Here is a 14,654-nt window from a genome sequence, read left to right on the forward strand (position 1 = left end):
ATCACCCTATGTCTGTAGAAAAAAAGATAATAAAGATAATCAGAAAGTTTATAGGTTACCACAATGTGCCTGTTACAACTGCTAATATTAGCGACGTTTTACTTACCCATCCCGATTTCCCCGATCTGGTTAGCATTTCTGATGCTTTCGATGAATGGAAGATAGACCACGCAACGTTAAAGGTAAAACCCGAGCAGCTTGTTGATATTGAAACGCCATTTATAGCAAGCCTAACCGACCCCGACGACTACCTGGCCATAGTTAAAGAGGTTAGCAACGATTATGTGATTTACGAAGCAGGGAACGGCCAAGACCTTAAAATTGATTTTGTGGGTTTCCTGGAGCGATGGAGAGGTGTTGTTATAGCAGTATCGCCGGATGAAAATTCGGGCGAGGCCGATTACCCGGCCAAGTACAAGGCTCAAAAAATAAATGCTTACAAGTGGGGGCTTTCCGGCTTAATTTTAATTACGCTATTAGCAGTTTTAATAAAGCTAAGGCTTGATACCACAGAGGCCCGGTACCTGGCGCCACTGCTTACCGGGCTGCTGTTTGCAGGCCTTGGTGTAATACTGAGCGCGCTTACCTATAGTTACGATAAAGGCTCGGCGCCCGAGTTTGTAAAAGAAATATGCGGCGCCGTATCCGGCAAAGGCTGTAAGGATGTTATTGCATCAAATGCATCAAAAATAATTGGCAACATAACTTTATCAGAAATAGGCCTCGCCTATTTTTTCGGGGTATTTATACTGCTGTTGCTGCCAACGGCAAATACCATAACCGCGCTGAATATTGCAGCCCTGCTTAATTTGTGCACACTGCCATTTACTGTATTCTCTATATACTACCAGGCCAAAGTAATGAAGGCAATGTGTGTGCTTTGCATATGCGTGCAGGTATTGTTATGGGTGCAATTCTGTATAGGTTACAGCTATGGTTTATTATTTATAGGCAACTACGATATTACCGGCCTTGCCGCGGCTTTGGTCAGCTTCAGTATCCCTGCATTCGCGCTAATGCTTTTACGTTCGTTTTTTGATAAGCAAGAGCAGGTGGGTACTTTAAAAAAAGCGCTTAAGCGTTTTAATAAAAACCCCGAAGTGTTTAACGGTATGCTTAAAAACGGGCGCAGTATTGATACCGGCAGCGGCGGTAGTTTTATAATAGGCAACCCCGATGCCGAAATAACGCTTACCATAGGCACAAACCTTTTTTGCGCGCCCTGCGCAAACTTACACCCGGTAATACATTCACTTATCAATAAACACGAAAGCCTGGTAAAAATTCAGTATGTGTTTCTCATCCCGCCCGATGATGCCGAACAATACGCCCTGGTAGATTATCTGCTGGCTATTTACAACCAACACGGGCCATCTGCTGCAGCATATGCGCTTAATTATTGGTTTGAAACTTTTGACCTACCCGGCCTAAAACAGCAAATACCCACGCAAACAGATGCTTATAAAACACAGAAGTTTATAAACGAGCATAGGGATATCTGCAATCTTTTTGAAATAGAACATAGCCCTGCAGTTTTTATTAACGGGCAAACCTATCCCTGGATATTTAAACTGAAAGAAATAGCTACCTGGATACCCTACTTAGAGCAGTACTAACCATCTATTATATTAATTACTAAAACAAAGAAGATGAAAACAATTCCTAAATTATCATTGAATGCATTAAAAAAAAATGCCGACAGCATCATGACCAAAGATGAGCTAAGAAGCGTTAAGGGCGGATTTCAAACCTGCCAAAAAACTCTGCCCGATCCCGGTAGCTACTTTTGTCAAAGCAACCCCGGCCACCCTGACTGCAATCCGAACTTACCAAGAACGGTAACCGGTTATTTATCAAATTGCTACAATTCGTCGGGTTCGTATATCGGTACTGCCTGCCATGTTAATGGCCCATGCGGGCAAAATTATGTAAACGTAACATGCCAATACGCCTACCCATCAAACGGCAGTTCAGGCGCATGTATTTAAGGTAACATTATTTAACTAACGTACTGCTAACAATAGTTATCGGTTAGCCGGTAACTATTGTTCCTACACAACTAAACAACCTCGCTATCAATAATATAAAACAACGCAACTACCTGCTTCCCTTGCTCCAGCGTAGTAGGTTAACAACAACAATCCAGGTGAAACAAAGGAAAAAACTACAGGCTACTTGATATTAACACAGCAATGCAATTTTCATTAGCGGGCAAACCTATACATGGGTATTTAAACTAAAAAAATTGCGCCCGCATATCCAACCCGGAGCAGTACTAAACATCTATTATATCAATTACTAAAACAAACCAGATGAAAACAATTTCTAAATTATCATTGAATGCATTAAAAAAAAATGCCGACAGCGTAATGACCAAAGATGAGCTGAGAAGCATTAAAGGCGGCTTTCAAACCTGTCAAAAAAACTTACCCGATCCTTATGGCAATTACTGCCTGTATCAACACCCTTCCGACCCTGATTGCCAGCCAAACATGCCAAGAACCGGCGTGGGTTATTTATCAAATTGCTACACTTCGTCGGGCTCATACCTCGGCACTGCCTGCCATGTTAATGGCCCATGCGGGCAAAATTACGTAAATGTAACCTGCCAGTACGCATACGGATCAAATAACGTATTTGGTTCTTGCATTTAAGTACCATTATTAATTAACGTGCTGCTAACAATAATTACCGGCTTGCCGGTAATTATTGCATAACCTGCTCAAATACAAATAAATAGCCTCACAGGCAACACTTTACAACCAACAAAACAATCTATCTGAAATACTAAACCGAATGAGTAAGGCATTCCCCATATATAAACAACTTGACGGTATGGACTGCGGCCCCACCTGCTTACGAATGATATCGCAACACTATGGGCGTAAATATTCGGCCAGGTTTATAAAAAAGCGTTCAAATATTTCGAAGGGGGGCACTTCGTTACTTGGAATTAGCGATGCTGCCGAGAATATCGGTTTCAGGACTATTGGGTTAAAACTTGATGCCCAAAGTTTTTACAGCGATGTGCCCCTACCCTGCATTGTACATTGGAACTTAGACCATTTTTTAGTTGTACATAATATAACGCCTAAAAAGAACACCGGCGGTAAAGGCTTTGTAATACATGTGGCAGACCCTGCTAAAGGCAAAACTAAATACAACGACAAAGAGTTTGAGCACGGCTGGATAAGCACCCTTAAAAACGGCCGCGAAACCGGCCACTGCCTTGTGTTAGAGCCTACACCCGAATTTTACCGGGCAGAAGACGAGGTTATTGAAAAACGCACCAGTTTGTTTGATATGGCAGCTTACCTGCGGCCATTCAAAAAACTTATTGTACAACTCATTTTATGCTTTGTAACGGCAAGCCTGCTGCAATTGTTTTTCCCGATAATCTCGCAATCGATTATAGACAAAGGGGTTAACAAAAATAACCTAAACCTGCTTACCCTGTTGTTGATAGCACAGCTTACGTTATCTTTTGGCCAAACATCGGTCACCTACATTCAAAGCTGGATAACTTTACATTTAACCACCCGTATTGATATAGCCCTTATAACCGATTTTTTAGCGCGGTTAATGCGTATGCCCCTATCGTTTTTCGACAGCAAACTGGCAGGCGATGTTTTACAGCGCGTAAACGATAATAACCGCATACAGGGTTTTCTTACATCAACATCAATCAACTTACTTTTTGCAGTAGGCAACTTTATAGTTTTCAGCTGTATAATGCTGTATTACAACGCATTGATTTTTTTAATATTCATTACCGGGAGTGCCGTTTATGTTGCCTGGATAACTGGTTTTTTAAAATACCGGCGCGATTTAGACAACCGGAATTTTGTGCAGGGTGCCGGCTATCAAAACAATATGATAGAAATGATTAGCGGTATGCAGGAAATAAAACTTAACAATTGCGAAAAACAGAAAAGATGGCAGTGGGAGCGCATACAGGTTAAACTTTTTAAAATACGCACAAGGGGCCTAATGATAGGGCAATACCAACAGGGAGGCGCATTTTTAATAAATAGCGCCAAAAACCTATTCATTTCATACTTCACCGCCAGGTCTGTTATCGAGGGGCAATTATCCGTAGGGGTTCTATTTTCAATCCAATACATTATAGGGCAACTAAACTCCCCTATAGAACAGTTTGTATCGTTTTCTCAATCGTTGCAGGATGCACAAATAAGCCTGGAAAGGCTCAGCGAAGTAAAACACGAAGAAACGGAAGATAAATTTGATGAGTTTACCATTCACGAACTTCCGGCACAAAAAAATATAACTATAACCGATCTTACCTACAGGTACGAAGGCCCCGCTTCGCCCGCCGTGCTCGACAATGTAAGTTTAACTATTCCCGAAAACAAGGTAACGGCTATTGTAGGCGTTAGCGGCAGCGGCAAAACCACGCTTTTAAAAATGCTATTGGGTTTTTATAAACCCGAAAAGGGGCATATTATGGTTGGCGACGCCCCCTTCGAGCACATCAATTGTAAAGTTTGGAGGCAAAATACCGGCACCGTTTTGCAAGACAGCTTTATTTTTTCTGATACCATAGCTAACAATATAGCCATTAGCGATGAGTCTGTTGACCGGGATAAACTATTGCACGCTGTAACGATGGCTAATATTAAAGAATTTATAGAATCGTTGGCCTTACGGTACAATACCCAAATAGGCGCTGCAGGGCATGGTATTAGTCAGGGCCAAAAACAACGCATGCTAATAGCAAGGGCCATATACAAAAACCCTCAGTTTATATTTCTGGATGAGGCCACAAACTCCTTAGATGCCAATAACGAAAAAGTTATTATGGATAACCTGAATAAGTTTTTTAAAGGTAAAACGGTAGTTGTGGTAGCACATAGGCTAAGCACCGTAAAAAATGCGGATAAAATTGTGGTGATAGATAAAGGAAAGATAGTAGAAGAAGGCACTCACGATGAGCTAAGCAACCTAAAGGGCCATTACTATAACCTCGTAAAAAACCAACTCGAATTGGGGAACTGATATGGAAAACGCCGTGGAAAACAACATCGAAATTTACTCGGATGAGGTGCAGGAGCTAATGGAGGCCCCGCCTGCCTTGATCATAAGATATGGCATAACCGGCATTTTGGTTAGCATTTTAGTATTAATAGCACTAACCTTTTTTATTGATGATAACCGCGACGTGGCTGTAACAATAACGGCTTTGCCCGGCACAGTGCCTGCAACGATAACAACCGCTGCTAAATATAAAATAATACAGCCTACGGTATTAGAAAACCAGCTGGTACATAAAAACCAGGTGCTCGCCCTAACAGATAATGATACGCTCAACTACGCATCAGTTATCAGTATTAAAAATTACACACACCTGCTCGATTCGGCACTGGGGATTGATAAGGTATCTTTTGCGAAATTGCCGGTAATGTTTGGGCTACGGCAGCTCGGGGGTATGCAACAACCCTTTTTTAATTTACGGTGGCATGTTATACAGGCAAAATACGAAGCGGACCGCAGCCCCGGCTCCTATTACAAACATTTAGCTACCCTCGAAAAGGCCGTTGATGAATTTAAGCGAAACTTAACGGATTGGGAAAGCACCCACGTTGTAAAATCACCAATAAAAGGGCTGGTTTCTATAGGCAGATTTTTCACCGCAGCTAATGGCAATACGGGTTTCAGGTTAACAATCAGCCCCGACGATCGGGTTCAAAAAGCGGGCTTCGACTCGTTATTGCTAACAACAGCCGTTCCGCTGCCATACGGTAAGGTAATAAGCTTTAAACTGATTGATACAGCAAAAAGTGCCCCGGCAACGCTGTTACAGGGAATGCTGCTACCCTCCAACAATACCGGCAAAAACTTCCGGGCTTATTTAAAAATGTCAAAACCGCTTGACGCACAAACAGCAGCTATGCTTACCGATAATTTGGGGCCTAATGCAGTGGTAACTGTACGTAAGGGATCGCTCGGCGAAAAAATATTTCGCGAAGTAATAAACCTTAATAACAAATGATGCACCTTATTTTTTAGTGATATGGATATTTATAACGGCGTAACGGTCATCATGCCAACATACAGGCACCAGGCATTTATACTACGGGCAATAAAAAGTTTGTTGCTGCAAACCTTTACCAATTGGGAGTTGATAATTATTAATGATGCATCGCCGGATGATACCGAAAGCGTTATTAAGCATCATTTAAATAACCCCCAGATACGATATTACCGCAACAGTGAAAATGCAGGCTTAGGGGCTTGCTTAAATATGGGCATAAAACTGGCATCGCACAACCTTATCGCCTACCTCCCGTCCGACGATTTTTATTACACCCAACACCTGCAAAACCTTATAGATAAAATAAACGCAGTGCCCAATTGCGTGCTGGCTTATACAGGCATCAAATATCATACTTACAGCTCTGTAACAAGTAATAAAACCTTGCTTGCCAATGGGCAGGTACCGGGCTTTTATTTACAACTGGCGCAGGTAGCCCACATTAAAAACCAGGAACGCTGGGTGGAACGCGATGAACTGGTAACCCACGACCTGTTTACTATGTACTGGAGCAAATTATTGGATAAGGGGATTTTTGCACCAACAAGTAAAGTTACGTGCGAATGGTGCGCGCATCCGGAACAGCGGCATAAAATAATAAACCAGAAACTGGGCGGCGGCTTGTGTTATTACCGCAGTTACTACCAGGTAAAAGGCCCCATAAGGTTTAAATTACCCACAGGGACCATACATAACGAAGAGGAAATTTACACCACCCCTGCGGCATCTGTACCTTTATCGGGTTTAAAAATACTGCTTGTTGGCGAATTGGCCTACAACCCCGACCGTATTTTGGCATTTGAAGAGCAGGGGCATAAATTATACGGACTATGGTTGGACAAACCCATGTTCTCAAACTTTGTTGGCCCGCTGCCATTTGGAAACGTAACCGACATTAGCCCTGCAAATTGGGTTGAAGAGGTAAAAAAAATAAAGCCCGATATTATTTACGCCCTATTAAATTCAGAAACGGTTCCGTTTGCCTACCGGGTGTTAACCGAAAACCCGGATATACCGTTTGTATGGCATTTTAAAGAAGGGCCCACGTTTTGCCAAATTGCCGGCCACCAAAACCAATTGATGGCTCTTTACAGCCTGTCAGACGGGCAGATATTTATAAATGACGAGGTGAAAGCCTGGTTTGGTAATTACCTCAACCTAAATGATGATACCACGCTTATACTCGACGGCGACCTCCCGAAGAATAATTATTTCAAGGGAACGCGTTCGGCCTTATTATCTGATTTTGATGGCCAAATACATACCGTACTACCCGGCCGCCCAATGGGCATTGTGCCCGATGATATAGCAGTTTTGGCGGGGCAAAAAATACATGTGCATTTTTATGGTAACTACCAGGATGTATGGAAAGATTGGGTTAACGATTGCATGCAAGCCGCCCCGGGCTATTTTCATGTTCATGAAAATTGTGCACCTGATAACTGGGTGAGCGAGTTTTCTAAATACAACGCCGGCTGGCTGCATCATTTCAAAAGCCAAAACAATGGCGAGTTAATGCAAACCGTGTGGGACGATTTAAACCTGCCGGCCCGCATTACAACACTTGCCGCGGCCGGGCTGCCCATGCTTCAGTTTAACAACAACGGGCACATAGTAGCTTCGCAGGCGCTGTTGCAAAGGTATGATATAGGTGTTTTGTACGATAGCTTTGAGCATGCCGCGCAGCTACTAACAGATAGTGCATTGATGCGCCGACTGGCAAACAATGTATGGCACCACCGCGATGAGTTTTCGTTTGACCACCATGTACCGGGCCTTATCGCATTCTTCAATAAAATAATAGCCGGCAAGCAAAGTAACAAGGCTTTACATCATACTTATGCAAATGGCAGCTACTAACCCTCATTACGATTACCTGATAGTGGGGTCGGGCTTATTTGGGGCCGTGTTTGCATATGAAGCAACCCGGGCCGGTAAAAAATGCCTGGTGATTGATAAGCGCAATCACCTTGGCGGGAACGTATACTGCGAAAACATAGCCGATATAAATGTGCATGTTTATGGCCCGCATATTTTTCATACCAATAGCAAACGCATTTGGGACTATGTAAATCAATTTACCACGTTTAACAGGTTCACCAATAGCCCGCTGGCTAACTATTATGGCGAGTTGTTTAACCTGCCCATAAACATGAATACATTTTACCAGTTTTGGAAAATTACTTCGCCAACGGAGGCCAGGCAAAAAATTAGCGATCAAATAAGTAAACTTCCGTTTAAAAAAGCCGGCAACTTACAAGAGCAGGCATTGCTAATGGTAGGGCCCGAAATTTATGAAAAACTGATAAGGCATTATACCGAAAAACAATGGGGAAGGGATGCTACACGGCTGCCTGCTTCCATCATAAAAAGATTGCCCGTAAGGTATAATTACGACAATTGCTATTTCGACGACACCTACCAGGGCGTGCCTGTAGGCGGCTACAACAAACTCGTAGCCAAACTATTGGCCGGCATCGACTTCAAAACAGGCGTTGATTTTAACACCAACAGGTATGAACTTACCGCGCTTGCCAAAAAAGTAATTTACACCGGTGCCATTGATGCCTATTTTGATCATTCGCACGGGCATTTAGAATACCGCAGCCTGCAGTTTAAAACTGAAGTGTTGGATATGGAAAACTTCCAGGGAAATGCGGTGGTTAATTACTGCGACCCCAAAAGTAAATTCACCCGGATTGTAGAGCACAAACATTTTGAGTTTGGCAGGCAAAGTAAAACCGTTATAACCCGCGAGTATCCGGTAATGGCCGATAAAAACGTTGAGCCCTACTACCCTATTAACGATGACCGCAACAATGCCATTTTAAAAAAATACCAAACAATGGCTGCGCAAAACCATAATGTTGTTTTTGGCGGCAGGCTTGCCGAATACAAATATTACGATATGCACCAGGTAATTGCATCGGCGCTAAAAGTGTGCAACCGCGAGTTATATACCGCCTTTGAAGTCGAAGTTTAAACAGCTTTAGTTTAACATTTCAAAAAAATCAATTCTCTATAAACCAACAGTTTATATATTCCCTACCTAAAAGAAGCGCGTGCTACATTTCACAATCAAACAGATAAACACCAGCCTTTATGGTTAACACGGTATCATTGTTTTCCGAGTTATGCAAACCATAGGCAGATTTACTTTGTACCATTTTGCCATTTACTCTTACCGTTTTTCGTTTTGTTGTTGGCAAATAAACGGTTGCGGAGGTTCCGGTTGGTACATTAAGCTTCAACGTAAAATGCCTTGCGCCTGTTTTATGCCATTCGGCAGCAATATTACCCAAAACGGTGCTCACGGTGCCTTTGGCCCATTGCAGATCACCGATAACAGGTTTAACATTGACTGTTTTCCAGCCATCGCCGGTAGGCTCTATCCCCACTATCTTTTCGGTTAACAAGGCCGTAGGCCCCGACGACCAGGCGTGCGAAGTTGAGCCCCAATCAAGGTCCCAGCCCTCGTGCCATGCACCGTTGAAAGATGATAGTTTCATTTGTGCACCCCAGTTTTTGCGCATATAGTCAAGCGCCCACTGCTCCTGCCCGTGGGCGAACATTGCCTTTAGCACCCGATAGGCAAATGATTGTTCGCTGGCTTTGCCTGCTGCGGTTATTACGTTTGTCATGCTGCTTTCTTTTGCCTTATCGGCCAAGCCGTATTCCATAGCGTAAACCTGCGATTGCTGCTGAATTTTGGCTCCCCCGTAACTATCCAAATAAGCCCCATCCTTTGCCGACCATAGGTAGGTATTGATCCCTTCTTTAATTTTTGCTGCCTGCTGCCTCCATTCTTCGGCTTGTTTAGGGTCGTGGCCAAAATCGGCCGCCATTTCTGCCGCGGCGTTAAGGGCGCCGTAATACAGGCAATTGGTACCGGTTATAATTTTCTTTTGCTCAATGGGGTAAGTGCTGGGCCAATCTAAAACTATCCAGCCGGGTAAGTTGGCCAGCAAGCCCGTTTTAGCGTCAATAAACTGGCGGTAATAAGCCATGGCCTTCTTGAGGATGGGGTAAAGCGCTTCAATGCGCTCGTCGCGGCCGTAGTACAGGAAGTACTCGCGCATCATCAGCGCCCACTCCAGTTGATAATCCACCAAATAAACCGAACTGCCGGGCTGCATAAAATAATCCGTTGGGTAGCGGCTGCGCACAGCACCATCATCGCGCCAGCGCTGCGACTGCGCCCCCGAAAGCAGGTTGTATGCCGACAACAACCTTGAACTTTTGCCAAAAGCATAATTGCCGAATAGCTGCATATACCGCGAATCGCCGGCAATGTATTGCGTATGCTCTCGCCAAGGGTCCTGGTAAGTATCTATCGAATTGATGCGCATGGTATGGCGGCCAACTTCCCAAAACTTATTCAGCAGTGTATCCGAACAGGCAAAGGTGCTCTCCATCTCATAATCGTAACAGGCGAACTCGGCGTCTACATTTACCACCTCAACATCCTTATTGGCATCTATGGAAAAATACCTGAACCCGCTCCAGGTATACGGCCGCCAGCTTTGTAGCCCTTTGCGAGTGATGTAGCGTTCCGAATGGTCGCTGCTAACCCGAAGCAAGGGTGCACCATCTTTATCCAACCGCTCTCCCGTCCCTATCTCTAACTCAACACCCTCTGTTTTTGAGTTGATGGTAAATTGCGGGTAGCCCGCTATCTCCACACCAAAGTCGTAAACCAGTTTATTCCCGCTTCGCCATTGCTTTACCGGTTTTACAATTTTTCGGCTGAGGCGCGGGCGTTCAATTACGGTAATACCATTCCATGGCGCAACGGGCGGCACACCTATTATAGTGGCGTTCTCCCAAGCAGCATCGTTGAAAGCTGGGCTTTCCCAATTTTGCGGCCACAGCCGTGCGTCGAACTTTTCTAAAAAACCTATCAGGTGGGCGTTGGTATCTCTAAAGGCAGTTTGGGTATCCCATGCTTTGGCCTGTGTAACTTTCCAGGTGTTGTCGCTCAAAATATCTATCGACTTATCAGGGTAGCTCAGTTTACACTGAAAAAAGAACCCGCCGCGCGCATTCATCTGCGAGTGCAGCCCTACCCCGAAGTTTTGCACAACAGCAGTTATGGTGTTGTCGCCTTTCTTCAGGTAAGCAGCAATGTCGAATTTATCGTAATTCTGGTATTCAGGGTCGCTGTTTACCGGGCAACGTTCGAAAAGCTTGCCGTTGATATAAACATCGGCATAAGCAAAGGCAGATATATAGGCTATGGCACTGGTGGGAAGCCTATCCAACTTAAAGGCTTTTCGCGCCAGCAAATAATAATTGCGCGGGTTAGGCTCTCCCGAATCCCATATCCATTGCGCTAATGGCTTCACGCCATCAAGCGTTTTTGTGGTTACCGAGATATAAGCACTTTTGCCCCATCGATATTTTGACGAAGCGGTTTGGCCAAAAGCGGCTATGTTAAAACACAATAACACGGCAAGAGTTATGTTTAATGGCAGGTATAGGTTCTTTCTCATATCGATAAGAATTGGGCGCGCACAATAGCAGCCTAATTATTTATAAAACGTTTTAGCTTATTGGTATATTGGTCTAATAATTTTTAAATATACCATGCCTATCCGTTTAAAAAGTGTGTTTTTTGATATTAGAAAAATACTTTTTGTCCGCTATGTAAGAGAGGTTTTGGGCTACAAAAGTGCAGTTATGTGTGAAGAATTTGATCTTAGTTGTTCGTTTTTTGCTATTTGGGCGTTACCGGCAAAATTTCTTCGATATTAGGGTTATCGGTTATAAATAATTGTGATGAAGAATTTTTATAAATACCTCCCCATCTCGGCGCAGGACGAAAACTGGGGCTTGCAGGTTTTGCATGCAGGTTACCAGGAATATGCCCCCGGCGGGCAATACCCCGATGCCGAACACCCCAAGCACCATACCTTTAGCTGGGAGAATGGGCGGGTACTGCAAGAGTATTCGCTGGTATATGTAACCGAGGGTAGCGGCGTATTCAACAGCCAGGCCACCGGCGATATCCCTATCACGAGCGGATCGGTAATAGCTATATTCCCAAACGTAAGGCACCGTTATCGCCCTAACTTAAAAACAGGTTGGAAAGAATACTGGATAGGCTACCAGGGCGCATTTATGGCCAATTTGGTAGATAAGGAGTTTTTTGACCCGGAACACCCCGTGGTTAACGTTGGCTATAACCAAAACATGATAAGCCTTTTTAACGAGGTAATAGAAATTATAGATAAAGAAAAACCTGCCTACCAACCGCTGGTATCGGGTGCCGCCATTTATCTTTTGGGGCAGATATACAATTCATCCAAACAAAAATCCTTCGGGCAGGATGATGTGGAGAACATTATCAACCGCGCCCGCTCCATCATCAGGGACAACCTGGAAAGCAAACTCTGCCCCAACGACATTGCCGACCAATTACATATCAGTTACTCGCGCTTCCGTAAACTTTTTAAGGGTTATACCGGCATGGCGCCCATACAATACCAAATACAGCTTAAACTGGAAAAAGCGAAGGAAGAATTAGTGAACAGCACACGCTCGGTAAAAGAGATAGCGTTTTCGTTGAACTTCGAATCCACTCAGTACTTCTCTAACCTCTTTAAAGAAAAAACAAAGCTCACACCGTTGGAGTTCCGGAAGAGTTTCGCTAAGAATGCGGGTACTTTGGACAAATAGTTTCGCACCTGGCGGCGCGATACTTTGTGATTAATTATAAGCTACCAACATTACGCACCTATGGCGCGCCCGATCTAAAACATAAAAAAGCGGCCGGTTAACCAACAAACCGGCCGCATTGCATTAGAAGTACCGGGGATTAATTATACCCCGGGTTTTGTACCAGCTTAGCGTTCTTGTTCATTTCAGATCGTGCTATTGGCATAAAGTAGGCTTTCGGATCCCATGTGCCCGTTGTTATTTGTACCGGGGTTACGGTAGGGATAGTAGCCGTGGTTTTATCGGGGTTTAGTTTGTAAACCACATCCACCCCGTGCATATTATGGTACGCATCGGCACCGATCATCCACCTGCGCACATCAAAAAAGCGCTGGTTCTCAAAAAGCATCTCAATGCGCCTTTCGTTTTGGTAGCGTTTTTTCAAAGCATCGCCGGATTCTGTAACATCAGGCATGCCCGCCCTTTTCCTTATCATGTTCATGTAGGTACGCGCCTCGGCATCCTGACCCAATTCTATACAAGCCTCTGCATAGTTCAGTATAATTTCCGAGTAACGGATGTAGCGCCAGGTAAGGTCGTCCTGGTGGTTCACATACATATCGGTTTTGCGGTTGATGAACTTCAGCATAGAGGTACCGGTGTTGTTATAACCACCGCCATAAACGGCACTATTGCGGCTATCTAAACCATATACATAAGTTACCTTACCGGCAGATGCATCCCATTTTTCCCAGGTACCCACCTGCAGCACGCCTACCGGGTCGGTCCCTACAAGGTTTGATGCCCTTGGGCGGAATTTTGCACCTTCATACAAAATAGTGGCATAAAAGCGTGGATCGCGGTTTTTGTATGGCTCCAGGTTTTGTGCAGCATTGCTTCGCGAAAATGTTGTTCCATCAGCCATTTCGTAAGCATCAACGGTTTCGCTGGTTGCACCGTTATACTCTATACCGCCGAAACCATTGGGGAACACTGTCCAAAAATCGGCACCTAAATTTGCGGCTACGCTGAAATACCTGATGAAGATATCCTCGCTGCTCTCCTTTGAGGTAAACAGGTCCTCGTAATTTTGGGTGGCCTGCGCCGGCGTTGCCGGGGTTGGCTGATAAAGGCTGTAAACACCAAGGTCTATCACCGCTTTAGCCGCATCTTTAGCTGCCTGCCAGCGCTGGTTCTTATCGCCACCGGTGTAGCCCAATAATTCAGGATTAGAAAAACCCGAGAACTTACCCTGGTAATGTAATTCGCTGGCGGCATACAGTAAGGCTCTCGATTTTAGCGCCAGCGCCGCGCCTTTGGTGGCCCTACCCTTGCTATCGCCCGAGTTAGTAGTTGGTAACAAGGCCGCTGCCTGGTCGCATTGCTCGCTGATGAATTTAACGCACTCTTCATAAGTGTTTCGTTGTGCAGCAAAATCATCCGTCAGCACGTATGATTTGGTTACCAGCGGCACGCCGCCAAAATAGCTTACCAGCATTTGGTAATACCAGGCGCGTAAAAATATAGCCTCGCCTTTTAGCCTGTTCTTTAAGGTTACACCATCGGTAAGCGATGGGTTATCGGGCAGTTTATCTATATTCTCTAAAAACACATTGCAATCGCGTATAGCGCGGTACTTGCCGTTCCAGTCGCCCCAGCCGGCGTTATCAGGAGATAACAGCATATTGCTCATGTTGTAGTCGGCGCCGCCATCGTAAGAGCGGGCCTCATCAACAGATAGCGATGTAAGGTAAAAGTTCCAGGGGTTTTGGTTATAAATGCTGTTGATATTCAGCTGCACCAGGTTAGGGTCCGACCATACATCCGATTCGGCGAATTGCGTAGAGGGTTTGGTATCCAAAAATTCTTTCTTGCAGGAACCCAGCGACAGTGCCGTGAAAAGCACCGACGTACCTATTATTTTGATTTGATTACGTTTCATTTT

At 44.5% G+C, this 14,654-nt stretch carries 10 protein-coding genes; 8 read left to right on the forward strand and 2 right to left on the reverse strand.

What is annotated here, in order from left to right; all coding sequences use genetic code 11:
* The first annotated feature begins 8 nt into the window (after positions 1-8).
* The 7 genes from BC343_RS28210 (at position 9) to glf (ending at position 9,035) form a co-directional block, all read left to right on the forward strand.
* On the forward strand, positions 9-1,616 hold the full coding sequence (locus tag BC343_RS28210; RefSeq protein WP_078351163.1) for a vitamin K epoxide reductase family protein: 1,608 nt from the start codon (positions 9-11) through the stop codon (positions 1,614-1,616).
* A 33-nt stretch (positions 1,617-1,649) separates the two neighbouring features.
* Positions 1,650-1,988, forward strand: coding sequence for a hypothetical protein (locus BC343_RS28215; protein WP_078351164.1), 339 nt, complete (start codon positions 1,650-1,652; stop codon positions 1,986-1,988).
* 324 nt (positions 1,989-2,312) lie between these two features.
* The gene (locus BC343_RS28220) at positions 2,313-2,654 is read left to right on the forward strand and encodes a hypothetical protein (protein WP_078351165.1); all 342 of its coding nucleotides are present in this window, start codon (positions 2,313-2,315) and stop codon (positions 2,652-2,654) included.
* A 142-nt stretch (positions 2,655-2,796) separates the two neighbouring features.
* Positions 2,797-5,016, forward strand: a complete 2,220-nt coding sequence (locus tag BC343_RS28225) for a peptidase domain-containing ABC transporter (protein WP_078351166.1) — start codon at positions 2,797-2,799, stop codon at positions 5,014-5,016.
* Between the two features lies 1 nt (position 5,017).
* Positions 5,018-6,010, forward strand: coding sequence for an HlyD family secretion protein (locus BC343_RS28230; protein ID WP_078351167.1), 993 nt, complete (start codon positions 5,018-5,020; stop codon positions 6,008-6,010).
* A gap of 21 nt (positions 6,011-6,031) precedes the next feature.
* Positions 6,032-7,912: a glycosyltransferase family 2 protein gene (locus BC343_RS28235; protein ID WP_078351168.1), complete on the forward strand. Its 1,881-nt coding sequence runs from the start codon at positions 6,032-6,034 to the stop codon at positions 7,910-7,912.
* Positions 7,899-9,035, forward strand: a complete 1,137-nt coding sequence (gene glf, locus BC343_RS28240; protein ID WP_078351169.1) for a UDP-galactopyranose mutase — start codon at positions 7,899-7,901, stop codon at positions 9,033-9,035. Before BC343_RS28235 ends, glf begins: the two co-directional genes overlap by 14 nt.
* Positions 9,036-9,117: 82 nt before the next feature.
* Here glf and BC343_RS28245 read toward each other — a convergent pair whose 3' ends face one another.
* The gene (locus BC343_RS28245) at positions 9,118-11,544 is read right to left on the reverse strand and encodes a family 78 glycoside hydrolase catalytic domain (RefSeq protein ID WP_078351170.1); all 2,427 of its coding nucleotides are present in this window, start codon (positions 11,542-11,544) and stop codon (positions 9,118-9,120) included.
* Between the two features lie 286 nt (positions 11,545-11,830).
* Here BC343_RS28245 and BC343_RS28250 point away from each other — a divergent pair, with 286 nt between their 5' ends.
* Positions 11,831-12,730, forward strand: coding sequence for an AraC family transcriptional regulator (locus tag BC343_RS28250; protein WP_078351171.1), 900 nt, complete (start codon positions 11,831-11,833; stop codon positions 12,728-12,730).
* Between the two features lie 139 nt (positions 12,731-12,869).
* Here the strand turns inward: BC343_RS28250 and BC343_RS28255 are convergent, their stop codons facing one another.
* Positions 12,870-14,651: a RagB/SusD family nutrient uptake outer membrane protein gene (locus BC343_RS28255; RefSeq protein ID WP_078351172.1), complete on the reverse strand. Its 1,782-nt coding sequence runs from the start codon at positions 14,649-14,651 to the stop codon at positions 12,870-12,872.
* Positions 14,652-14,654: the final 3 nt, after the last annotated feature.

The sequence above is a fragment of the Mucilaginibacter pedocola genome (assembly GCF_002013915.1).
In the GTDB taxonomy this organism is placed as follows: domain Bacteria; phylum Bacteroidota; class Bacteroidia; order Sphingobacteriales; family Sphingobacteriaceae; genus Mucilaginibacter; species Mucilaginibacter pedocola.